General features: G+C 63.6%; 25 protein-coding genes. 14 read left to right on the forward strand and 11 right to left on the reverse strand.

Annotation, left to right across the window (positions count from 1 at the left end; genetic code table 11):
* Positions 1–2: 2 nt before the first annotated feature.
* The 5 genes from M5B42_RS20380 to M5B42_RS20400 all read right to left on the reverse strand — a co-directional run bounded on the left by M5B42_RS20380 (position 3) and on the right by M5B42_RS20400 (position 4,114).
* Positions 3–686 (reverse strand): OmpW family outer membrane protein, encoded by a 684-nt coding sequence (locus M5B42_RS20380; protein ID WP_248746828.1) that lies wholly within the window; start codon positions 684–686, stop codon positions 3–5.
* A gap of 166 nt (positions 687–852) precedes the next feature.
* The gene (locus M5B42_RS20385; protein ID WP_152742137.1) at positions 853–1,386 is read right to left on the reverse strand and encodes a DUF3299 domain-containing protein; all 534 of its coding nucleotides are present in this window, start codon (positions 1,384–1,386) and stop codon (positions 853–855) included.
* Between the two features lie 8 nt (positions 1,387–1,394).
* Positions 1,395–2,660, reverse strand: a complete 1,266-nt coding sequence (locus M5B42_RS20390; protein WP_100944381.1) for an ABC transporter permease — start codon at positions 2,658–2,660, stop codon at positions 1,395–1,397.
* Position 2,661: 1 nt separating this feature from the next.
* The gene (locus M5B42_RS20395; RefSeq protein WP_100944382.1) at positions 2,662–3,372 is read right to left on the reverse strand and encodes an ABC transporter ATP-binding protein; all 711 of its coding nucleotides are present in this window, start codon (positions 3,370–3,372) and stop codon (positions 2,662–2,664) included.
* A gap of 130 nt (positions 3,373–3,502) precedes the next feature.
* Positions 3,503–4,114 (reverse strand): DUF2796 domain-containing protein, encoded by a 612-nt coding sequence (locus M5B42_RS20400; protein ID WP_103495550.1) that lies wholly within the window; start codon positions 4,112–4,114, stop codon positions 3,503–3,505.
* 135 nt (positions 4,115–4,249) lie between these two features.
* Here M5B42_RS20400 and M5B42_RS20405 point away from each other — a divergent pair, with 135 nt between their 5' ends.
* Entirely contained in the window at positions 4,250–4,600 is a 351-nt protein-coding gene (locus M5B42_RS20405; protein WP_177101698.1) for a hypothetical protein, read from the forward strand.
* Between the two features lie 97 nt (positions 4,601–4,697).
* Here M5B42_RS20405 and trxA read toward each other — a convergent pair whose 3' ends face one another.
* Genes trxA through M5B42_RS20420 form a run of 3 tightly spaced genes read right to left on the reverse strand, consistent with a single transcriptional unit; the run spans position 4,698 to position 6,742 of the window.
* Positions 4,698–5,570 (reverse strand): thioredoxin, encoded by an 873-nt coding sequence (trxA, locus tag M5B42_RS20410; protein ID WP_103495551.1) that lies wholly within the window; start codon positions 5,568–5,570, stop codon positions 4,698–4,700.
* Positions 5,571–5,600: 30 nt separating this feature from the next.
* Positions 5,601–6,287, reverse strand: coding sequence for a 50S ribosomal protein L11 methyltransferase (locus M5B42_RS20415; protein ID WP_177101696.1), 687 nt, complete (start codon positions 6,285–6,287; stop codon positions 5,601–5,603).
* Positions 6,284–6,742, reverse strand: a complete 459-nt coding sequence (locus tag M5B42_RS20420) for a hypothetical protein (protein WP_177101694.1) — start codon at positions 6,740–6,742, stop codon at positions 6,284–6,286. Before M5B42_RS20420 ends, M5B42_RS20415 begins: the two co-directional genes overlap by 4 nt.
* Before the next feature lie 141 nt (positions 6,743–6,883).
* Between M5B42_RS20420 and nrdR the strand changes: the two genes are divergently transcribed.
* The 12 genes from nrdR to M5B42_RS20480 all read left to right on the forward strand — a co-directional run bounded on the left by nrdR (position 6,884) and on the right by M5B42_RS20480 (position 15,339).
* On the forward strand, positions 6,884–7,348 hold the full coding sequence (gene nrdR / locus M5B42_RS20425; protein WP_177101692.1) for a transcriptional regulator NrdR: 465 nt from the start codon (positions 6,884–6,886) through the stop codon (positions 7,346–7,348).
* Positions 7,345–8,484 carry a bifunctional diaminohydroxyphosphoribosylaminopyrimidine deaminase/5-amino-6-(5-phosphoribosylamino)uracil reductase RibD gene (gene ribD / locus M5B42_RS20430; RefSeq protein ID WP_248746829.1) on the forward strand — a complete coding sequence of 380 codons (1,140 nt, stop codon included), beginning with the start codon at positions 7,345–7,347 and terminating at the stop codon, positions 8,482–8,484. The genes nrdR and ribD overlap by 4 nt, the downstream gene beginning before the upstream one ends.
* 45 nt (positions 8,485–8,529) lie before the next feature.
* Positions 8,530–9,192 carry a riboflavin synthase gene (locus M5B42_RS20435; RefSeq protein WP_152742132.1) on the forward strand — a complete coding sequence of 221 codons (663 nt, stop codon included), beginning with the start codon at positions 8,530–8,532 and terminating at the stop codon, positions 9,190–9,192.
* Positions 9,193–9,223: 31 nt separating this feature from the next.
* Complete coding sequence (ribBA, locus tag M5B42_RS20440; RefSeq protein ID WP_100944390.1) at positions 9,224–10,315, forward strand: bifunctional 3,4-dihydroxy-2-butanone-4-phosphate synthase/GTP cyclohydrolase II; 1,092 nt, start codon at positions 9,224–9,226, stop codon at positions 10,313–10,315.
* Positions 10,316–10,406: 91 nt separating this feature from the next.
* The gene (ribE, locus tag M5B42_RS20445; protein ID WP_040071241.1) at positions 10,407–10,883 is read left to right on the forward strand and encodes a 6,7-dimethyl-8-ribityllumazine synthase; all 477 of its coding nucleotides are present in this window, start codon (positions 10,407–10,409) and stop codon (positions 10,881–10,883) included.
* The gene (gene nusB, locus M5B42_RS20450) at positions 10,880–11,380 is read left to right on the forward strand and encodes a transcription antitermination factor NusB (RefSeq protein ID WP_177101688.1); all 501 of its coding nucleotides are present in this window, start codon (positions 10,880–10,882) and stop codon (positions 11,378–11,380) included. Before ribE ends, nusB begins: the two co-directional genes overlap by 4 nt.
* A gap of 18 nt (positions 11,381–11,398) precedes the next feature.
* On the forward strand, positions 11,399–12,364 hold the full coding sequence (gene thiL, locus M5B42_RS20455) for a thiamine-phosphate kinase (protein WP_248746830.1): 966 nt from the start codon (positions 11,399–11,401) through the stop codon (positions 12,362–12,364).
* Positions 12,361–12,864: a phosphatidylglycerophosphatase A gene (locus tag M5B42_RS20460; protein ID WP_248746831.1), complete on the forward strand. Its 504-nt coding sequence runs from the start codon at positions 12,361–12,363 to the stop codon at positions 12,862–12,864. The genes thiL and M5B42_RS20460 overlap by 4 nt, the downstream gene beginning before the upstream one ends.
* Positions 12,865–12,874: 10 nt before the next feature.
* Positions 12,875–13,657: a transporter substrate-binding domain-containing protein gene (locus M5B42_RS20465; RefSeq protein ID WP_248746832.1), complete on the forward strand. Its 783-nt coding sequence runs from the start codon at positions 12,875–12,877 to the stop codon at positions 13,655–13,657.
* Positions 13,658–13,756: 99 nt separating this feature from the next.
* Entirely contained in the window at positions 13,757–14,374 is a 618-nt protein-coding gene (ribA, locus tag M5B42_RS20470; protein WP_248746833.1) for a GTP cyclohydrolase II, read from the forward strand.
* On the forward strand, positions 14,371–14,790 hold the full coding sequence (locus M5B42_RS20475; protein WP_248746834.1) for an MFS transporter: 420 nt from the start codon (positions 14,371–14,373) through the stop codon (positions 14,788–14,790). The genes ribA and M5B42_RS20475 overlap by 4 nt, the downstream gene beginning before the upstream one ends.
* A 192-nt stretch (positions 14,791–14,982) precedes the next feature.
* Positions 14,983–15,339 carry a transcriptional regulator gene (locus M5B42_RS20480; protein ID WP_103497111.1) on the forward strand — a complete coding sequence of 119 codons (357 nt, stop codon included), beginning with the start codon at positions 14,983–14,985 and terminating at the stop codon, positions 15,337–15,339.
* Positions 15,340–15,389: 50 nt separating this feature from the next.
* Here M5B42_RS20480 and dxs read toward each other — a convergent pair whose 3' ends face one another.
* From dxs to M5B42_RS20495, 3 genes are all read right to left on the reverse strand, one after another.
* Complete coding sequence (dxs, locus tag M5B42_RS20485; RefSeq protein WP_248746835.1) at positions 15,390–17,288, reverse strand: 1-deoxy-D-xylulose-5-phosphate synthase; 1,899 nt, start codon at positions 17,286–17,288, stop codon at positions 15,390–15,392.
* Between the two features lie 112 nt (positions 17,289–17,400).
* Positions 17,401–18,288: a (2E,6E)-farnesyl diphosphate synthase gene (ispA, locus tag M5B42_RS20490; protein WP_248746836.1), complete on the reverse strand. Its 888-nt coding sequence runs from the start codon at positions 18,286–18,288 to the stop codon at positions 17,401–17,403.
* Positions 18,285–18,527 (reverse strand): exodeoxyribonuclease VII small subunit, encoded by a 243-nt coding sequence (locus M5B42_RS20495; RefSeq protein ID WP_100944400.1) that lies wholly within the window; start codon positions 18,525–18,527, stop codon positions 18,285–18,287. The genes ispA and M5B42_RS20495 overlap by 4 nt, the downstream gene beginning before the upstream one ends.
* Before the next feature lie 273 nt (positions 18,528–18,800).
* Here M5B42_RS20495 and M5B42_RS20500 point away from each other — a divergent pair, with 273 nt between their 5' ends.
* On the forward strand, positions 18,801–20,255 hold the full coding sequence (locus tag M5B42_RS20500) for an MFS transporter (RefSeq protein ID WP_248746837.1): 1,455 nt from the start codon (positions 18,801–18,803) through the stop codon (positions 20,253–20,255).
* The last annotated feature ends 99 nt before the right edge of the window (positions 20,256–20,354 follow it).

Consider the following 20,354-nt stretch of genomic DNA (forward strand, 5'->3'; position numbering starts at 1 on the left):
GCCTAGAACTTGTAGCCGATGCCGACCATGTAGACCCACGGATCGACTTTCACATCCACCTTGGTCTGGCCGACGCCCAGGGCGGTCGGGCCGTCGACGGTGGCCTTGGTGTCGATGTCCACGTACCAGACCGAGGCGTTGAGCAGCATGCGATCAGTGAGCATGTAGTCGAAGCCCAGTTGGCCGGCCAGGCCTACCGAGTTCTGCAGCTTCAGGTTGCTGAAGCCTTCATCCTTGCGCTTGCTGGTCAGGTCTTCACCGAAGAACATGGTGTAGTTGATGCCGACACCGGCGTAAGGCTGGAATTTCGAGGTGGCATCCAGTGGGTAGTACTGCAGCGACAGGGTCGGTGGCAGTTGCTTGATATCCCCCAGCTTGCCGTCCAGCGCCGGGCCGAGGCCCTTGACGGCGACTTCGTGGTGGAAAGGCGTCGCGGCCAGCAGTTCCAGGCCGATATGGTCGGTGAACATGTAGGCGAAGGCCAGGCCCAGTTGGGTGTCGCTGTCCACCGTGGCCTTGGTGCCGGAGATTCGAGTGCCGTCGAGCTTCAGGTCGCCGCTGCTGTCGTTCGGTGCGACGGTGGCGGTACCGGCACGGACGATGAAATCACCGGCCTGGTGGGCGTGGGCAAGGGGCGCGGCGAGGGCGAGCGCAACGAGAGAGGCGCTGAGCAGGGACTTGTGCATGGGGGCTCCAAAGGACGTTTTGAATTTACTGTGTCCAATGGTAAAGAGCGCCCCGGGTCGGTCGTTGACTCAGCTCAATGAAAGGCCAATGGCGGGGGCGAGTCGGGAACTTTTGTGGGGGCTTGCCCGCGAAGAGGTCCGACCAGGCACCGCTGAGCGACCAGTCTTACTCCGGTAATTCGTACACGTAGATCTTCTGCGCCTCCATGCTGTACCCCGCATCCGCCAGGTCGCTGGTGCTCTGCTTGACCTGCATGTCACCCTCGATCCAGTACGGCTGGTACAACTCGTCGACCTTGACCCCCAGCTCGCTGGTCACATGCACGATCTGGTTCGACGGCGGCGGCGGCACATGGATGCAGGCGCCGAAGTACGGCACCAGCAGAAACTCCGTGGTCCGCCCTTCCTCGCTCACTTCCAGCGGCACGATATACCCCGGCAGGCGTACATGCTGGCCGTCCAGCGCCTTGACCACTGGCGCATCGGGCAGCGACTGCTTGGCCGCCGGTGCCGCTTCGATGTTCATGCTGCCGATCTTCGACAGATCATGCAGCGGCGTCATCTGCGGGATTTCCGGCGGCGCATCGGGCGGAATCATGTCCTGCCAGGCCAGTTCCTTGGGCTTGTCATCGGCCCACGACGGCGTGGCCGTCACCACGGACAGCGCCAGTAGCACAGCGGCCAGGACTTTATTCTTCATCGCAACACTCATAAACGGATGGACAGGCCATCGGCCAGGGATTGTCGATAGGCGCGCCACGCCGGCACGCTGCCCATCAACAGGGCGGCGACGAGGATACCGCCGAGCAGCGTCCATTCATATTCGCTTGGCCAGGAGAGTGGCAGGTACAGCCCGTAATTCGACTGCACATATCCCTGGGCCAGGGCGATGCACAGGTACAACAGGCCGACCCCGGCCACCACCCCGGACAACGCCAGGGCAAAGGCTTCCAGTATCAGCAGACTGGCAATATGCCAAGGCCGCGCGCCCACCGAGCGCAGGATCGCCATCTCCCGGCGCCGCTCGTTGAGGCTGGTGAGGATCGCCGTGAGCATGCCGATCAACCCGGTCAGGACCACAAACAGTGACACCACGAACAACGCCTTTTCCGCCGTGCCCATCAGGCTCCACAGCTCCTGCAAGGCCACGCCCGGGAGGATCGCCAGCATCGGCTCGCCCCGGAATTCATTGATCTCCCGTTGCAGGGCGAAGGTCGAGACCTTGTTGTTCAGGCCGAGCATGAAGGCGGTGATGGCTTGCGGCGTCAGGTCCATATTGCGGGCCTGATCGGCACTGATGCGCCCGGCACCGTGGGCCGGTACACCATCGTGCCAGTCGATATGGATCGCCTCCATGCCGCCGAGGCTGATATGCAGCGTGCGGTCCACCGGCGTGCCGGTGCGCTTGAGGATGCCGACCACGGTGAAGGGCTTGTCGTCATGCTTGACCAGGCTGATGGCGGCCACGCCATGGGCCAGCACCAGCTTGTCGCCAAGCTTGTAGTGCAGGGCGTCGGCCACTTCGGCGCCGAGCACCACCTCGAACGGATCGGTGGCGAACGGGCGGCCTTCGGCCAGTTGCAGGTTCTGCTGGTGGCCGTACTGGTAATGCTCGAAATAGGCCTCGCTGGTGCCCAGTACGCGGTAGCCGCGGTGGGAGTCGCCGAGGGACATCGGGATCGCCCACTTGACTTTCGGGTTATTGGCGAAGTGCTCGAAGCTGTCCCAACGGATGTTGTTGGTGGCGTTGCCGATGCGAAACACCGAGTACAGCAGCAGGTTCACCGAACCCGAGCGGGCGCCGACAATCAGGTCGGTGCCACTGATGGTGCTGGCGAAGCTGGCGCGGGCTTCGGTGCGCACGCGCTCCACGGCCAGCAGCAGGCAGACCGACAGGGCGATGGCGAAGGCCGTGAGCAGGGCGGTGAAGCGGCGGTTGGCCAGGCTGGCCAGGGCCAGACGAAACAGATACATCTCAGACCTCCGCGGGCGTGGCCGCGCGATTCAATTCGGACAGCGACAGGTGACGATCGAACAGCGGCGCCAGGCTCTGGTCATGGCTGACGAACAGCAGGCTGGAACCGGCTTCGCGGCATTCGGCGAACAGCAGTCGGATAAAGGCTTCGCGGGCATCGTAGTCCAGCGCTGAAGTCGGTTCGTCGGCGATCACCAGTTCGGGTTGGCCGATCAGCGCGCGGGCGGCGGCGACCCGTTGCTGCTGGCCGATGGACAGCGAGTCGGCGCGCCGTTCCAGCAGGGCCGGATCGCTCAGGCCGAGGTGGGCGAGCAGGGTCGCGGCGGCCTGGTCGGCACTGCCGTGGCGCTGGATTGCGCGGCTGGCGCGCAGTTTGGAAAAGTGGCAAGGCAGCTCGACGTTCTCGCGTACCGAGAGGAACGGCAACAGGTTGAACTGCTGGAAAATATAACCGGTGTGATCGACGCGAAAACGGTCGCGGGCACCGGCGCCCAGTTCGGTGAGTTCCTGGCCGAGCAGGCGGATGCTGCCGCGGCTGGGTTTCTGCACGCCGCCGAGCAGGCCGAGCAAGGTGGTCTTGCCGCTGCCGCTGGGGCCTTTGAGGAACAGCGTTTCGCCCGGTTCCAGGCGGAACGCCGGGATGTCCAGCAACTGCGGATGACCGGGCCAGTTGAAGCCCAGGTCGGACAGTTCGATAAGTGCTTGGGTCATAAAGGCCGATTCACAGGTGGTGTGCTCTTGTAGGAGCCGGCTTGCCGGCGATGCGGGCGGCGCAGTGCTTCATGCAGACCGCGTTATCGATCATCGCCGGCAAGCCGGATTCCACAAGGATTGAGGTCGATCAGAATTTCAGGGTGGCAGCCTCAGGCGTGACGTCAACCCCTTGTTGACCACTGCCGGAAATCAACTGCACCTGGATCTTGTGGGTAGCCGGGAACGTCTTGAACACCTGGCCCAGGTCCAGGGTCTTCAGCGCGGCCGGGGTGGTGCAGGTGAACTGGTAGTGGGCGTGGATCTCGCTGTGATCGTGATGATGCTCGGCCACGGCGGGTTGGGTGCCGGCGGCGGCCTCCGGAGCGTGATCGTCGTCATCATCGTCATCGGCCTCTTCAGGCGCCGGATCGCCGAACAGCGGGCTTTCCAGTTCCTGGTTGGCCACTACGCAACCGGCGCCTTTCGGCAGGTTGAACAGCTCCAGCGGCTTGTCCAGCAGCGCGCGTACGGCGGCGACCTTGGCCTTGTCGGCGTCGCTGGTGGCCGGGTGTTCGAAGCCCACCAGGTTCATCGCCGGGCTTTGCAGTTCGAGTTCCAGGGTCTGGCCGTCCAGCGCGGCGTTCAGCCGGCCAACGCCGTGCTCGTGGGCGCCGAGGCTGCCATGTTCGTGGGCTTCATGGGCCTGGGCGGCAACCAGCGGGAGCAGGGCAAAAGGCAGGGCGAGCAGCAGGTGGCGCATGGCGTTTCTCCAGGAACGGCAATAAGGGTGTTTTGTTATGTGATCTTATAACAATTTATGGCTTGTTCGGCCACTGACTTGGCGTCTCGGGTGGCGCGTGGGAGCATGGGTGCCTGCAATCGCGAGGTGAGCATCATGGTGCGAATTCGAGGCACCATTGGCCAATGGCCGGTGGATTTGACGTTGGAGCTGGATGAGAGCGACTGGGCGCGCTTGGGGGCGCAGTTGCAGGTGACGGTGCCGGCCGAGGCGGGCGCTACGGTAGCGGCAAGGCCGGTGAGCCAGGACGACGCGCTGTGGCAGACGGCCAGGGACCTGGTGCGCCAGGCCGGGCAGATCGACGGGCCGCAGTTGCTCGGGCAGTTGGAAGCGTTGGCGGGGAGCACGGCGGCGGCCAAGCGCCTGTTGGTGCGCTTGCGTCATTGCAGCGAGGTCAAGGTGCTGAGCGGAACGGATTCGCCGCTTTACAGCTGGGCTGAGGTCTGAGGGCGGAACAGTCTTTGAGTGTGGGAGCGGAGCTTGCCCGCGAAGCTGTTGACGGCCTCAAGGGCCTCTTCACAGACAAAGCCAGCTCCCCACAAGGTCAGTACAACGCAGCAAACAGCCGGCGACGGTAGGTGGTCACCAACGGATGGTCGTTGCCCAGCAGGTCGAACACCTGCAACAAGGTCTTGTGCGGCAGGCCTTCGCTGTAGCCGCGATTACGGGTAAACAGCTTGAGCAAACCCTCCAGTGCCGCTTCGTACTGCTGGCGCGACAGTTGTTGTACCGCCAACTGATAAGCCGCTTCGTCATCCTGTGGGTTTTGCGCCAGGCGCGCTTTCAAGTCAGCGACCTCCGGCAGGTCAGCCGCCTGACGCAAGAACGTCAACTGCGCCTTGGCCCCGGCCAGCGCGGCCTTGTGCTCGTCGCTCTTCACTGCGTCCAGCACTGCCTGGGCTTCACCCAACTCACCGCGCTCGGCCAGGCAACGGCCATAAAGGATCAGCGCCTTGGCGTTGCTGTTGTCTTCACCCAGCAGTTCCTTGAGCACAGCTTCGGCATCGCCGATCCGACCGTCGGCAAACAGCGCCTCGGCCTGTTCAAGAGGATCGGCCTCCGCCGGCGGTGGCATCTGCACATGGGGTTCAAGCAGTTTGCGCACCGCCGATTCCGGCTGGGCACCCGCAAAACCGTCCACCGGCTGGCCGTCCTTGAACAGCACCACGGTGGGCAGGCTGCGAATGCCGAAGCGGGCGACGATGTCCTGCTCGGCATCGCAATCAACCTTGGCCAGCAGCAGTTCGCCCTGATAGCTCTCGGCAATCTGTTGCAGCATCGGCATCAGGGCCTTGCAGGGGGCGCACCACTCGGCCCAGAAGTCCACCAGCACCGGCTTGTGGAACGAGTTCTCGATTACCGACTGGTCGAAGTCAGCGGTGGTGGCGTCGAAAATGTAGGGGGAGGGCTGAGTCATCGGAATCTCGGAAAACGGGGAATGGAGCCACTATAAAGCCTGGGCCCGATGGCCGGAAGCAGGCTGACGCTGAGCATGGTAAAGGCTGACATGGCGAAACTCTTCCGGCTCCGCCAGGTCCGGCAGGGTGAAGGCTTCGAGCATTTCCAGGCGGCGATACAGCGGATGACGGAAATCCCGTACCCGTGAATCGGCCACCAAGGCCTCCTGGCCGCGACTGAGAAACTGATCGAGCAACGGCAGGTTTTCCCGGTCATAGAGCACATCCGCCACCAGGATCAGGTCGAAGCGATCGCTCTCGGCAAAGAAGTCCTCGCTGTAGCTCAGCTCCACGCCGTTGAGCGTGGCATTCGCCCGGCAGGCCGCGAGGGCCAGCGGGTCGAGGTCGCAAGCCACCACTTCGATTGCCCCGGCCCGGGCTGCGGCAATTGCCGCCACGCCGGAGCCGGCGCCGAAATCCAGCACCCGCTTGCCCGCCACCCAGTGGGGGTTTTCAGCCAGGTAGCGGGCCATGGCCAGGCCGCTCGCCCAGCAGAAGCTCCAGTAGGGCGGCTCATGGAGGATTCGCCGGGTTTCCTCGGGGGTAAAAGCGCGATCCATGTTGTGCGCGTCGATCAGCCACAACTGCAATGCGGTCCCTGGCAACTCACAGGCCACCAATTGCGCATCGCCCAGCAACTCGCTCAAGGAGTGTTGCAGGCTTGGCGGTGCACTCATGGCGCGGTAAAAAATTGCAACTGGCCCAGGGCCTGGGTGGTCGGTTCGGTGATACTTCGCGATGGCAGATGCAGGATCAATTGCCCGGACAGGCTGGCCCGCCCGCGCAATTCCACGCGGCTGCCCACCGGGAACACTTCCGGGTTGAAGCGCAGGCGAAACGGCAGGATCTGGCCGGTGCCGTTGATCTTGCTGCTGGCCAGCAATTGCTGCGGACGACCGCGTTCGTCGATCACCAACAGCGCCAGTTCCACCTCCGCGCCCTTGGGCACGCCCTGCAAGGTGCCGCTCAATTCACGCTGAAAAGCGGGCAAGGGCCCGAGCTCTTCATAGGGACTGACCGGTTTGCTCGCCTGCTGTTGGGCCGGTGCCACCGGAGCAGGCTTGGGCGGCGGGCTGCCGCAAGCGGCCAGGAGGCCGGCGAGACTGAGCAAAACAAGCGGTCGTACTGACATGAACGGCTCCAACGCAAGACGAAATCCGGTGCATCTCTATGGATAAAAGGTAGTCGGGCGACTGTATACCGTAAACCCTATGGCTTGTCTTGCCACGGGGATGCGCTACCATGGCCCTCCCATTTTTTGTTGCCTGCCACCATGCACTGTCCCTTCTGCGGTGCCAACGACACCAAAGTCATCGACTCGCGTCTGGTCGCCGAGGGCGAGCAGGTGCGCCGCCGGCGCGAATGCCTGGCCTGCGGTGAACGTTTTACCACCTTCGAGACCGCCGAACTGGTCCTGCCACGCCTGATCAAACAGGACGGCAGCCGCCAACCCTTCGACGAAGAAAAACTCCGCGCGGGCATGCAGCGCGCGCTGGAAAAGCGCCCGGTCAGTGTCGAACGCCTGGAGGCCGCACTGGTGCACATCAAGCACAAGCTGCGGGCCACCGGCGAGCGCGAGGTCAAGTCGCTGGTCGTCGGTGAACTGGTGATGACCGAGTTGCAGAAACTCGATGAAGTCGCCTATATCCGTTTCGCTTCGGTCTATCGCCGCTTCCAGGACCTCAACGAGTTCCGCGAAGAGATCGACCGCCTTGCCCGCGAGCCCGCCAAAGAATGAGCCTTTCCACCGAGCAGGCCGTCCTCGACGCCCACTACATGGCCCGTGCCCTGGAGCTGGCCCGCAAGGGCCGCTACTCGACGCACCCGAACCCACGGGTCGGCTGTGTGATCGTGCAGGCGGGCGTGGTGGTCGGCGAAGGCTGGCACGTGCGCGCCGGCGAACCCCATGCCGAGGTGCATGCCTTGCGCGAGGCGGGCGAAAACGCTCGCGGGGCCACGGCCTACGTGACCCTGGAGCCGTGCAGCCACTTCGGCCGTACACCGCCGTGTGCCGATGCGCTGGTCAAGGCCGGCGTGGGGCGGGTGGTCGCGGCCATGCAGGACCCCAATCCGGAAGTTGCCGGTCGCGGCCTCAAGCGCCTGGCCGATGCCGGCATCGCCGTACACAGCGGTGTGCTGGAAGGTGAAGCGCGGGCGCTGAACCAGGGTTTTCTCAAGCGCATGGAACACGGCGTGCCGTTTGTGCGGGTCAAGTTGGCGATGAGCCTGGACGGTCGCACCGCCATGGCCAGCGGCGAAAGCCAGTGGATCACCGGCCCCGAGGCGCGTTCCGCCGTGCAGCGCCTGCGGGCCCAGGCCAGCGTGGTGCTGACCGGCGCCGACAGCGTGCTGGCGGACAATGCGCGGATGACCGTACGCCCCGCCGAGCTGGGCCTCGATCCCGAACTGACCGCCCTGGCCGAACGCCGTCCACCCCTGCGGGTGTTGATCGACGGTCGCCTGCGGGTGCCGCTGGATGCCCCGTTCTTCACGGCAGGTCCTGCCTTGGTGGTGACCTGCGTTCCGGGCGCCGCCGAACGCTATCAAGCCCTGGGCCATGAATTGCTGGAAGTCCCCGGCGCCGAAGGTCATGTCGACCTGCGCCGGTTGCTGACGGAACTGGCCGCCCGTGGCATCAACGAAGTGCTGGTGGAAGCCGGCCCACGTCTGGCGGGCGCCTTTGCCCGGCAAGGCCTGGTGGACGAATACCAATTGTTTGTCGCCGGTCAGTTTCTCGGCTCCACGGCGCGCCCATTGTTGGACTGGCCGTTGGAGCGGATGAACCAGGCGCCGCGGCTGAAAATCACCGAAATGCGCGCTGTCGGTAGTGACTGGCGAGTCACCGCAATACCTGATCCCGCACCCGGCGTATAATTTTTGGCTTGCGCCACGCGCGGGCCTGTTCTCGAGGAGGACTTCATGTTTACCGGCATTATCGAATCCATCGGCAGTATCCGTGCCCTGAACCCCAAGGGCGGCGACGTCCGCGTCTACGTGGAAACCGGCAAGCTGGACCTGGCCGACGTCAAGCTCGGCGACAGCATCGCGGTCAACGGCGTCTGCCTGACCGCCGTCGAGCTGCCGGGCGACGGCTTCTGGGCCGACGTCAGCCGTGAAACCCTGGACTGCACCGCCTTCAACCAATTGAAGGCCGGCAGCCGGGTCAACCTGGAAAAAGCCCTGACCCCGACCACCCGCCTGGGTGGGCACCTGGTCAGCGGCCATGTCGACGGTGTCGGCGAAGTCGTCGCCCGTGAAGAAAACGCCCGGGCCATCCAGTTCCGTATCCGCGCGCCGAAAGACCTGGCCAAGTACATCGCCCACAAGGGCTCGATCACCGTCGACGGCACCAGCCTGACGGTCAACGCCGTGAACGGCGCCGAGTTCGAACTGACCATCGTCCCACACACCCTGGCTGAAACCATCATGGCCGACTACCGTCCTGGTCGTGAGGTCAACCTCGAAGTCGACCTGCTGGCCCGTTACCTGGAGCGCCTGCTGCTGGGCGACAAGGCCGCGGAACCGTCGAGCGGCGGTATTACCGAAAGTTTCCTGGCCGCCAACGGCTACCTCAAATCCTGACACTCAAATTTTGAAAGAAGGAGGGTGCCGCGTGGCGCTCAACACGATTGAAGAACTGGTCGAAGACATTCGCCAGGGCAAGATGGTCATTCTCATGGATGACGAAGACCGCGAGAACGAAGGCGACCTGATCATGGCCGCCGAATGCTGCAAGGCCGAACACATCAACTTCATGGCCAAGCACGCCCGTGGCCTGATCTGCATGCCGATGAGCCGCGAGCGTTGCGAACTGCTCAAGCTGCCGCTGATGGCGCCGCGCAACGGTTCCGGTTTCGGCACCAAGTTCACCGTGTCGATCGAAGCCAGCGAAGGGGTGACCACCGGCATCTCCGCCGCCGACCGCGCCCGCACCGTGCAAGCGGCCGCGGCCAAGGACGCCAAGGCTGAAGACATCGTCAGCCCTGGTCATATCTTCCCGCTGATGGCCCAGCCCGGCGGCACCCTGGCCCGCGCCGGCCACACCGAAGCCGCCTGCGACCTGGCGCGCATGGCCGGTTTCGAGCCAAGCGGGGTGATCTGCGAGGTGATGAACGATGACGGCACCATGTCCCGTCGCGCCGAACTGGAAACCTTCGCCGCCGAACACAACATCAAGATCGGCACCATTGCCGACCTGATCCACTACCGGATGATCCACGAACGTACCGTTCAGCGGATTGCCGAGCAGCCGCTGGACAGCGAACTGGGGCATTTCAACCTGGTGACCTATCGTGATTCGGTGGAAGGCGACGTGCACATGGCCCTGACCCTGGGCAGCTTCTGCGCCGAAGAGCCGACCCTGGTGCGGGTGCACAACATGGACCCGCTGCGCGACCTGCTGATGGTCAAGCAACCCGGGCGCTGGAGCCTGCGCGCGGCCATGGCCGCGGTGGCCGAGGCCGGCAGCGGTGTGGTGCTGTTGCTCGGTCATCCGCTGGATGGCGACGTCCTGCTGGCGCATATCCGTGAGACCGCCGAGCAGGTGCCGGCGAAAAAACCGACCACCTACAGCATCGTCGGTGCCGGTTCGCAGATCCTGCGGGACCTGGGCGTGCGGAAAATGCGCTTGATGAGTGCGCCGATGAAGTTTAATGCGATATCCGGTTTCGACCTGGAAGTAGTAGAATACGTGCCCTCCGAATAAAGACTGGCTGCTCGCGGCCCTTGATTCGCGGTTCAAATATCCCTGAGGGGCGCGTACTAGGCGCGCCCCGGCTCTTTAAGAGAATTGTCGAATGACCCTGAAGACCATCGAAGGTACCTTCATCGCCCCCAAAGGCCGTTACGCCCTGGTGGTCGGCCGCTTCAACAGCTTCGTTGTCGAAAGCCTGGTGAGCGGCGCCGTTGACGCCCTGGTTCGCCACGGTGTCAGCGAAAGCGACATCACTATCATCCGCGCACCGGGTGCCTTCGAAATCCCACTGGTTGCGCAGAAAGTCGCCCAGAAAGGCGACTTCTCGGCGATCATCGCCCTCGGCGCGGTCATTCGTGGCGGTACTCCGCACTTCGAATACGTGGCCGGCGAATGCACCAAGGGCCTGGCCCAGGTCTCCATGGAATTCGGCGTGCCAGTGGCCTTCGGCGTGCTGACCGTTGACTCCATCGAACAAGCCATCGAACGTTCCGGCACCAAAGCCGGCAACAAAGGCGCCGAAGCCGCCCTTTCCGCCCTGGAAATGGTCAGCTTGCTGGCGCAATTGGAGGCTGTGTGATTAGCGACGAAAGCGATCGTTTCAACCCGCGCGATCCGAAGCCTGAAGGCGCCGGCAAGCCTTCCAAAAGCGTCAAGCGTCGCGAAGCCCGTCAGCTCGCGACCCAGGCCCTGTACCAGTGGCACATGGCCAAGCAGTCGCTGAACGAGATCGAAGCGCAGTTCCGGGTCGACAACGATTTCAGCGACGTCGATGGCGCCTACTTCCGTGAAATCCTCCACGGCGTTCCGCAGTTCAAGAGCGAGATCGACACTGTTCTCAAGCCGTGCCTGGATATCGAGATCGAGGAACTGGATCCGGTTGAGCTGGCGGTATTGCGCCTGTCCACCTGGGAACTGCTCAAGCGCGTCGACGTGCCCTACCGCGTGGTGATCAACGAAGGGATCGAACTGGCCAAGGTCTACGGTTCCACCGACGGTCACAAGTTCGTCAACGGCGTGCTCGACAAACTGGCGCCGCGCCTGCGTGAAGCTGAAGTGAAGGCGTTCAAGCGCTGATCCGCGCTTGACCTGTGCATGGGCGAGTTCGAGCTGATCCGCAATTTCTTCGCCGCCGCGCCCTGTGCGCAGGCCGGCGAGGGCGTTGCCCTGGGCATCGGCGACGACTGCGCCCTGCTGAGCGTCCCCGCCGGGGAGCAACTGGCGATTTCCACCGACACCCTGGTGGCCGGTGTGCATTTCGCCGATCCCTGCGACCCTTTCCTGCTCGGCCAGCGCGCGCTGGCTGTGGCCGCCAGTGACCTGGCCGCCATGGGCGCCACGCCCCTGGCCTTTACCCTTGCCCTGACCTTGCCGCATAACGATGCCGGTTGGCTGCAAGGCTTTGCCCGTGGTTTGAACCTGATGGCGCAACACTGCGACTTGCGCCTGGTGGGCGGCGACACCACCCGTGGGCCGCTGTGCTTGACGCTGACGGTATTCGGCCGTGTGCCGACGGGCCAGGCGCTGACCCGCAGCGGCGCACGGGTCGGCGACCTGCTGTGTGTCGGCGGCGAGCTGGGCAATGCGGCGGGCGCCTTGCCGCTGGTGCTGGGGCAGCGTACGGCGGAGCCAGCGATTGCCGGGCCGCTGCTGGACCACTACTGGTCGCCCAAGCCGCAACTGGCCCTGGGTCAGTTCCTGCGCAACAAGGCGACCTCGGCACTGGATATCTCCGATGGGCTATTGGCCGACTGCGGGCATATCGCGGCGGCATCCTCCGTCAGATTGCAGGTGGAACGCGACGCGCTGCCCTTGTCTTCGGCGCTGCAGGCCTTTCTCGGCCAGGACGACGCCCGCGAGGCGGCCCTCAGCGGTGGCGATGACTACGTATTGGCCTTCACCCTACCACCTGTCGAGTTGCCCGGGTTGCTGGCGGTGCACGGCTCGGTGCGGGTAATCGGACAGGTGCTGGCCGGGCAGGGCGTGGTCCTGGTGGACAGCGTCGGTCGCGATATCACGCCGGCACGCCGGGGCTACCAACATTTTCCGGAGACACCGTGACAGATCATCCCAAGCAGGTCCCGGCCGAGTTCGTGCCGCCCTCGGTGTGGCGCAATCCCTGGCATTTCCTGGCCTTCGGCTTCGGTTCCGGGACCTTGCCCAAGGCGCCGGGCACCTGGGGGTCGCTGGTTGCGCTACCCTTTATACCGTTATGGCAGATGTTGCCCGACTGGGGCTACTGGCTGATGCTTGGCGTCACCATGCTGTTCGGCTTCTGGCTGTGCGGCAAGGTCGCCAACGATCTGCGGGTACACGACCACGAAGGCATCGTCTGGGACGAGATGGTCGGGATGTGGATCACCCTCTGGCTGGTGCCGGACGGTTGGTACTGGTTGCTGGTGGGTTTTGCGCTGTTCCGCTTTTTCGACATCCTCAAGCCCTGGCCGATCCGCTGGATCGACCGGCATGTCCATGGCGGTGTCGGCATCATGCTCGACGACGTCCTGGCCGGGGTTTTTGCCTGGTTGGCCATGCAAGGGCTGGTGCACCTCTTTAGCTGAGGATTCAGGCATGTCTGGCTGTCGGTTGTGGGTCGTGCTGCTCTGTCTGTGGGCGGGTAGCGTTGTAGGCAATGTCGTTCAGGCCCGTGAGGAAACCTCTCTGCCAGGTGTGATCCATCTTGCCAGTGAGGAGTGGGTCGATTACACCGGCGCCGACGGACGTGGCATGGCCTGGGATATCATGCGCGAGATCTTCGAGCCCAAGGGCGTCAAGGTGCTGATCAGTACCGAGCCCTACGTTCGGGCCATCGGACTGGTGCAGCGGGGGGAGGCGGACGCCTGGGTCGCGGCTTATCGGCGCGAGGTGAAGGGCGCTCTTTATCCGCGCTGGCATTTCGACGTCGATCATCTCTATGCCCTGGGGCTGGCGAGCAACCCGCAGCCGAGCCTGGAAACCCTGGGTGTTTATCGTCTGGCCTGGATGCGCGGCTACAAATACCAGGATTACCTGCCCAACGTCCGCCATTACAACGAAATCGTGCGGCGTGACGGTGTCCTGTCGATGCTGGCCCACAGTCGTGCCGACTATTACATCGATGCGTTGTCCGAGGTGAACGAGGTACTGGGGCATGCCGCGCACCCTGAAATGTTCCGGAGCAGCCATGTGCTCGACCTGCCGCTGTACCTGGGGTTTGCCGACAATGCGCGGGGGCGTGCACTGATGGCCCTGTATGATCAGCGTATGGAAGAACTGGTCAAAAGTGGCGAGTTGCGGGCCATTTTCAAGCACTGGACGCAACCTTATCCGTTTGACACCCTGCCGGCACCGGTGCCGACGAATCAAACTTATTGATAGTTATCATGGACAATTCAGCCTAAGCGTCTGTAGGAACCTACTGTTACAATGCGACCTCTGCGAATTTCCAGTCCTCATACTGATCAGGAGCACACGGTGCCCGTCGTTTTCGTCGCCGCTTCCAAGCTGCCAACCCCCTTTGCGACCTTCACCATGAATGGCTTTCTCGAAGAAGCCACCGGCCGTGAACACGTCGTGCTGACCCTCGGGAATGTGGCGGATGGCGCACCGGTTCTTGGCCGCGTGCATTCCGAATGCCTGACTGGCGATGCCTTGTTCAGCCAGCGCTGCGATTGCGGCTCCCAGCTCGAGGCGGCCCTGCGAGCGATTGCCCGTGAAGGTCGTGGTGTCTTGCTGTACCTGCGTCAGGAAGGGCGTGGCATCGGCTTGATGAACAAGATCCGCGCTTATGAATTGCAGGACGGCGGCGCCGACACCGTCGAGGCCAACGAGCGCCTGGGCTTTGCTGCCGACCTGCGGGACTACGCTATCTGCCGGCCAATGCTCGAACATCTGGGCATCCAGTCCCTGCGATTGATGACCAACAACCCGCGCAAGGTCAAGGCCTTGACCGATATGGGCATCACCGTGGCCGAGCGCGTGCCGCTGCAAACCGGACAGAACCCGCACAACAAACTCTACCTGGCGACCAAGGCCGGCAAGCTCGGCCATATGATGGGCAACGAGCACCAGAGCGAGGCCGACCCGGCGTGACCCGCGGCCAGGTGAAGCGTCGGCTGTCGGTGGGCTGGTGGAAACAGCTGGTGCTGAGTGTGTTGCCGCTGTTTGTCGCCAACTGGCTTTTTGGTCAGGCCGATCCCTTGCTGCCAGTGCTGGCGATGCCGTTTTTCATTACCGGCGTGGCCTCGATGTTTGTCAGCTTGCGGTTTTTCGGGGCTTACAAGCGCTCGTTGATCGCGACGCAGGCGGCGCTGGATAGCCCGGAAGAGCCGGCGGCCTGGATCGAGCTGGCCAGCGTGCGGCGCAAAGCCCTGGTGGTAGCCGCCTTGCCGACCTGGATCGGCACCCTGGCGGTGTTCGTCGGGCTGGAAGCAGTCCCGTTGATGTTGCTGGTGTTATCCAGCGTGGTGCTGTTCTACCTCTATCGCATTCCGCGCCAACTCGGCTGATGCTTCGCTGGCGGGTGGCTGCTCTCGAGCCATTGGCAGGCACACATCAGCCGCTCTTCTGCCAATACTCCTACTTGATACTCAGAGGCGTCCGTCAATACGCTTTGAGAAGGTTTCCCTAAAATTCTTCTGCTCAAGCCTTGAGCTCTGTTTGCATGCAGACAGTCATTGAGTTTGATCAGGAGGGAAACCATGCGTCTGATATTGGCGGGAGTGGCTGCGATATTGACACTCAGTGGTTGTTTAGGCGGTATCTCGACGTTGCTCGACTTCGGCGATCATCCGGTTACGAGCAAGGCAGCCCAAGGTAGTACCGTCAGCAAACAAGACATGCTGGCAATACAAAACCCCTCGCAGATCACGGCTATTCGGGGTGGAACCGCGCAATGCTTTGACTACGACCTGCAAAATGAAAGTGGCAAGCGCCAACCGCTCTATGTCGGCTTCACGTCAACGGGCTTCGTCAATGCCTATGGTTTTTCCACTTGCGGGGACGCCATTCGCGCGGGCTATCTCAACTCGGACGGCCCGATGAAGCGCAATAACTGACGTTGGTTTGAGACCTGTACCCAGCGAGGCAGGCTCTCGCTGGGTATGAGTCAAAGATTCAAAAGCTGCATGCGTTCGCTGACCGATGCTTCGATCCCCGCCACATCCAGCCCGCACTCCGCCAGCATCTGCGCTGGCTTCGCGTGTTCGACATAAGCATCTGGCAGACCCAGGTGCAGTACCGACTTGAGCAGGTTGTCCCGCGCCAGGAACTCGCTGACCGCCGCGCCGGCACCGCCCATGATGGCGTTTTCCTCGATGGTCACCAGTAGCTCATGGCTGCCGGCCATCTCGCGTACCAGGGCTTCATCCAGGGGTTTGACGAAACGCATGTCGACCACGGTCGCGTCGAGCTTCTCGGCGACGATCAGGGCTTCGGTCAACTGCACGCCAAACACCAGCAAGGCCACTTTGCTGCCCCGACGGCGAACCACACCCTTGCCGATCTCGATCGGTTCCAGGTCTTTCTCGATGGTCGCGTTCGGTCCGGTGCCGCGCGGGTAACGCACTGCCGCCGGACCGTTGTACAGGTGGCCGGTGGTCAGCATCTTGCGCAGTTCGTTCTCGTCGCTCGGCGTCATCACCAGCATGCCGGGGATGCAGCGCAGGTACGACAGGTCGAAACTGCCGGCGTGGGTCGGGCCGTCTTCGCCCACCAGGCCCGCACGGTCGATGGCGAACAGCACGTCGAGGTTCTGCACCGCGACGTCATGCACCAACTGGTCGTAACCGCGTTGCAGGAAGGTGGAGTAGATCGCCACCACCGGCTTGGCGCCTTCGCAGGCCATGCCGGCGGCGAAAGTTACCGCATGCTGCTCGGCAATCGCCACGTCGAAGTAGCGCAGCGGGAAACGCTCGCTGAAGGCCACCAGATCGGAGCCTTCCTTCATTGCCGGGGTAATGCCCACCAGGCGCGGGTCGGCGGCGGCCATGTCGCACAGCCATTCGCCAAACACGCCGGAGTATTTCGGTCCGCTGGCCTTCTTCGGCGCGGCGGCCGGGGCGTCCAGGGGTTCGAGCTTGGTGATCGCGTGGTAACCGATCGGGTCGACTTCCGCCGGGGCGAAACCCTTGCCCTTCTTGGTCACCACATGCAGGAACTGCGGGCCCTTGAGGTCACGCATATTGCGCAGGGTGGCGATCAGGGTCGGCAGGTCATGGCCGTCGATCGGGCCGATATAGTTCCAGCCCAGCTCTTCGAACAGGGTGCCGGGGACCAGCATGCCCTTGGCGTATTCTTCGGTACGACGGGCGATTTCCCAGGCACCGGGCAGGCGCGACAGCACTTTCTTGCTGCCTTCGCGCATGCTCGCGTAGGTGCGGCTGGAGAGAATCTTCGCCAGGTAGTTCGACAGACCACCGACATTGCGCGAAATCGACATGTCGTTGTCGTTGAGGATCACCAGCATATTGGCGTCGACTTCCGGCGCGTGGTTCAGCGCCTCGAAGGCCATGCCGGCGGTCAGCGCGCCATCACCGATCACGGCGATGGCCTTGCGATCACTGTTCTGCAGGCGAGCGGCGATGGCCATGCCCAGGGCGGCGCTGATGGAGGTGCTGGAGTGACCGACGCCAAAGGTGTCGTACTCGCTCTCCGAGCGGCGCGGAAAGGCGGCCAGGCCGCCTTTCTGACGCAGGGTGTGCATGCGCTCGCGCCGACCGGTGAGGATCTTGTGCGGATACGCCTGATGACCCACGTCCCACACCAGCCGGTCGTCCGGGGTGTCGAAGACATAGTGCAACGCGATGGTCAGTTCGATCACGCCGAGGCCGGCACCGAAGTGCCCGCCGGTCTGGCCGACCGAATAGAGCAATTCCAGGCGCAGTTCATCGGCCAGGGTTTCCAGCTCGGCTTCACCTAACCGGCGCAGGCCGGCCGGCGTGTCGGCACGGTCCAGCAGGGGCGTGGTCGGGCGCTTGCGGGGAATCTCATGGAACGTCGTGGGCATCAGGCGAATCGTTATAGGTATAGAAGAGGCGGCAGTTTACCTGATGCATCGCACGCTGCCCACGCGGAGCGTCGAAGTTGGCCGATATGCGGCCTTGGGCGCGGCGTTTGGCTCAGCTGCGACGTTCGACGATATAACGGGCCAGCTCTCTCAACGGCTCGGCGCACGCGTCAAACGGTCGCAGGGCGTGCAGCGCCTGGTCGCGCAGTTCCAGGGCGTAGGCCTTGGCCGCGTCCAGTCCGAGCAGGGCCGGGTAGGTCGGTTTGTCGCGGGCGATATCGGCGCCCTGGCGTTTGCCGAGGGTGGCGGTGTCGCTTTCCACGTCGAGAATATCGTCCTGCACCTGGAAAGCCAGGCCGATGGCCTGGGCGTAGGTCTGCAGCGAGCGCAATTCGTCTTTTTGCGCCAGGCCGCTGGCCAGGGCGCCGAGCTTGACGCTGGCTTCGATCAGCGCGCCGGTCTTGTGCCGGTGCATGGTTTCCAGGGCTTTCTGGTCGAGCTTGAGACCCACCGCACCGAGGTCGATGGCCTGGCCACCGACCATGCCGGCCGGGCCGGCGGCCTGGGCCAGGGCGGTGACCATGTTCAGGCGGATCTCGGCGTTCAGGTCGCTCAGGCTCGGGTCGAGCAAGGCGCTGAAGGCCAGGCTTTGCAGGCCGTCGCCGGCGAGGATCGCGCAGGCTTCGTCGAAGGCCTTGTGGGTAGTCGGCTGGCCGCGACGCAGGTCGTCGTCGTCCATGGCCGGCAAATCGTCGTGGACCAGCGAGTAGGCGTGGATCAGCTCCACCGCGCAGGCCGCGCCGTTGGCCTGTTCCGGCTTGCCGCCGAGGGCTTCGCAGGCGGCGTAGGCCAGTAGCGGGCGGACGCGTTTGCCGCCATTCATCACGCTGTAGCGCATGGCTTCATAGAGACGGGCGAGTTCGGGACTGGGGGCGCTGAACAGGGTATCGAGTGCGGCGTTGACCCGGGCCTGGCTGCTGGCCTGATAAGCTTTGATCATTCTGCTTGTTCCGCGTCGAAGGGCTCTTCGGCCAGCTCGCCGTCGCGCTCGAGGAGGATCTGCACCTTCTGCTCGGCCTGAGCCAGGGCGCCCTGGCAGTCACGGGTCAGGCGGATGCCTTGTTCGAAGGCGGTCAGCGAGTCTTCCAACGACAATTCGCCGTTCTCCAGGCGTTCGACCAGGGTTTGCAGGTCGGCAAGGGATTGCTCGAAGTCCAGGGAAGCTTTTTTGCGGGCCATGGCGGCGATCTCGGTAGGCGTTGAACGGGCGCGACACTAGCAGACGGCGGGTTTAGGGGCAAATGCGAGGGGTTGGCAATCATGGGTCAAGTGTTGACCCGTGCTGGATGATTATCCTGATTTTCGATGATGGGTATCCCTGTTTGTCCTGCTAGTCGGCACAAAGTTGTCTCTTTTATAGTAGTTCATCGATCAAGGATGAATGATCGATACGGACCTCCCTCTCGTCGCCTCCGATGTTCTCCTGCGCTTCTACCCATAAGGCTGTGATCCATGGCGTCTTCTTCCGCTCGTATTCCCGGTTCCGGCGTACTGCTGCTGATCATCCTGGCCTGCCAGTTGATGATCGTGCTCGACGTTACTGTGCTCTATACCGCTTTGCCGCATATTCAGAAGGCCCTGGACCTGTCGCTTCCCGACCTGACCTGGGTGCAGAACGCCTACACCCTGGCTTTTGGCGGCATGATGCTGCTCGGCGCCCGGGCCGGCGATCTGTTGGGCCGGCGCCGGGTGTTCCTGGTGGCGGTGACGGTGTTCACCCTGGCCTCGTTGCTGGGCGGCCTGGCCCAGTCGGCCCATGAACTGTTGATCGCTCGGGGCGTGCAGGGGATTGCCGCGGCATTTCTCGCGCCCTCGACCCTGGCGCTGATGATGACCTACTTCCCGCCGGGGCCTCAGCGTCTGCGGGCCATCAGCTTCTACACCGCCGTGTCCGGTGGTGGCGGTGCGCTGGGGCTGGTGCTTGGCGGGGTGCTGACTGACCTGCTGTCCTGGCGTTGGGTGATGTTTATCAACCTGCCGGTGGGCATTGCGCTGCTGGCCCTGGCTTGGCGCTATCTGAAGGAAACCGAACGGCATACCGGTCACTTCGATCTGGCGGGGGCGTTGACCGTTACCTTTGGCATGAGCGCGCTGGTCTACTGTTTCGTCCGGGCCGGAGCCCAGGGCTGGGATGATGCGCTGACCCTCGGCGCGCTGGCCTGCGCCCTGGTGTTGCTGAGCCTGTTTGTCTGGATTGAACGGCGCGCCGAACAACCGATCATGCCGCTGCATCTGTTCGCCAGTGCCGAGCGCTCCGGCGCCTATATCAGCCGCATGCTGTTGGTGGGAGGGATGGTCGGCACCTACTTCTTCCTGATCCAGTATGTGCAGGAAGTGCTGGGCTACACCGCGCTCAAGGCCGGTGAGGCGTTTCTGGCGCTGACCCTGACCCAGTTCGCCATGTCGGTGTATGGTGTGAAATGGCTGGCGCGGTACATGAGTTCGGCGGTGATGCTGTTCTGCGGGCTGGCGACGGCGCTGGTGGGGATGGCATTGCTGACCGGGCTGGGCTCGGACGTGGCGTACTTTCCACATCTGATGCTGCCGTTGATCATCCTCGGGATCGGTTGCGGCGCGGCGTTCGTGCCGCTGACCAGCGCCGGGATCGCCGGGGTGGAACCACAGAATGCCGGGGCCGCGTCGGGCTTGGTCAATGTTGCGCATCAGGTCGGTGGTTCGCTGGGGACGGCGGTGATCGTGGCGATTGTCGGCATGGCTGCGCGTTTGTCGCCGGCTCCGGTGGGGCTGGATGCTGACGCCCAGGCGCGCTTTGCCTTGAGCCATGCGCTGTCCGTGGGCGCCACCAGTTCGGCGACGTTTTTTGGGTTGGCGCTGCTGGTGGTGTTTTTCACCTCGCGCCATGCCCGTCGGCGGGAGCGCCTTCAGGCGGCTGACGCGGCGTCCTGAAGTCGTTCGGCGCCCGCGTCCAATTTGAGTGCCGATAAGGGCTGATGCTGTCGCGATTGTAATAATGCGATACAGGCACAGGTTTGTCCTGAGGTACGG

Origin of the sequence: Pseudomonas sp. MWU12-2037, assembly GCF_023242345.1 — a bacterium.
GTDB classification, from domain to species: Bacteria; Pseudomonadota; Gammaproteobacteria; order Pseudomonadales; family Pseudomonadaceae; genus Aquipseudomonas; species Aquipseudomonas gingeri_D.

What these genes read in the sequence shown, in the direction of transcription:
- M5B42_RS20380 (WP_248746828.1), bottom strand. Translation starts at nt 686, where the DNA reads ATGCACAAGTCCCTGCTCAGCGCCTCTCTCGTTGCGCTCGCCCTCGCC.
- M5B42_RS20385 (WP_152742137.1), bottom strand. Translation starts at nt 1,386, where the DNA reads ATGAAGAATAAAGTCCTGGCCGCTGTGCTACTGGCGCTGTCCGTGGTG.
- M5B42_RS20390 (WP_100944381.1), bottom strand. Translation starts at nt 2,660, where the DNA reads ATGTATCTGTTTCGTCTGGCCCTGGCCAGCCTGGCCAACCGCCGCTTC.
- M5B42_RS20395 (WP_100944382.1), bottom strand. Translation starts at nt 3,372, where the DNA reads ATGACCCAAGCACTTATCGAACTGTCCGACCTGGGCTTCAACTGGCCC.
- M5B42_RS20400 (WP_103495550.1), bottom strand. Translation starts at nt 4,114, where the DNA reads ATGCGCCACCTGCTGCTCGCCCTGCCTTTTGCCCTGCTCCCGCTGGTT.
- M5B42_RS20405 (WP_177101698.1), top strand. Translation starts at nt 4,250, where the DNA reads ATGGTGCGAATTCGAGGCACCATTGGCCAATGGCCGGTGGATTTGACG.
- trxA (WP_103495551.1), bottom strand. Translation starts at nt 5,570, where the DNA reads ATGACTCAGCCCTCCCCCTACATTTTCGACGCCACCACCGCTGACTTC.
- M5B42_RS20415 (WP_177101696.1), bottom strand. Translation starts at nt 6,287, where the DNA reads ATGAGTGCACCGCCAAGCCTGCAACACTCCTTGAGCGAGTTGCTGGGC.
- M5B42_RS20420 (WP_177101694.1), bottom strand. Translation starts at nt 6,742, where the DNA reads ATGTCAGTACGACCGCTTGTTTTGCTCAGTCTCGCCGGCCTCCTGGCC.
- nrdR (WP_177101692.1), top strand. Translation starts at nt 6,884, where the DNA reads ATGCACTGTCCCTTCTGCGGTGCCAACGACACCAAAGTCATCGACTCG.
- ribD (WP_248746829.1), top strand. Translation starts at nt 7,345, where the DNA reads ATGAGCCTTTCCACCGAGCAGGCCGTCCTCGACGCCCACTACATGGCC.
- M5B42_RS20435 (WP_152742132.1), top strand. Translation starts at nt 8,530, where the DNA reads ATGTTTACCGGCATTATCGAATCCATCGGCAGTATCCGTGCCCTGAAC.
- ribE (WP_040071241.1), top strand. Translation starts at nt 10,407, where the DNA reads ATGACCCTGAAGACCATCGAAGGTACCTTCATCGCCCCCAAAGGCCGT.
- thiL (WP_248746830.1), top strand. Translation starts at nt 11,399, where the DNA reads ATGGGCGAGTTCGAGCTGATCCGCAATTTCTTCGCCGCCGCGCCCTGT.
- M5B42_RS20465 (WP_248746832.1), top strand. Translation starts at nt 12,875, where the DNA reads ATGTCTGGCTGTCGGTTGTGGGTCGTGCTGCTCTGTCTGTGGGCGGGT.
- M5B42_RS20480 (WP_103497111.1), top strand. Translation starts at nt 14,983, where the DNA reads ATGCGTCTGATATTGGCGGGAGTGGCTGCGATATTGACACTCAGTGGT.
- dxs (WP_248746835.1), bottom strand. Translation starts at nt 17,288, where the DNA reads ATGCCCACGACGTTCCATGAGATTCCCCGCAAGCGCCCGACCACGCCC.
- ispA (WP_248746836.1), bottom strand. Translation starts at nt 18,288, where the DNA reads ATGATCAAAGCTTATCAGGCCAGCAGCCAGGCCCGGGTCAACGCCGCA.
- M5B42_RS20495 (WP_100944400.1), bottom strand. Translation starts at nt 18,527, where the DNA reads ATGGCCCGCAAAAAAGCTTCCCTGGACTTCGAGCAATCCCTTGCCGAC.
- M5B42_RS20500 (WP_248746837.1), top strand. Translation starts at nt 18,801, where the DNA reads ATGGCGTCTTCTTCCGCTCGTATTCCCGGTTCCGGCGTACTGCTGCTG.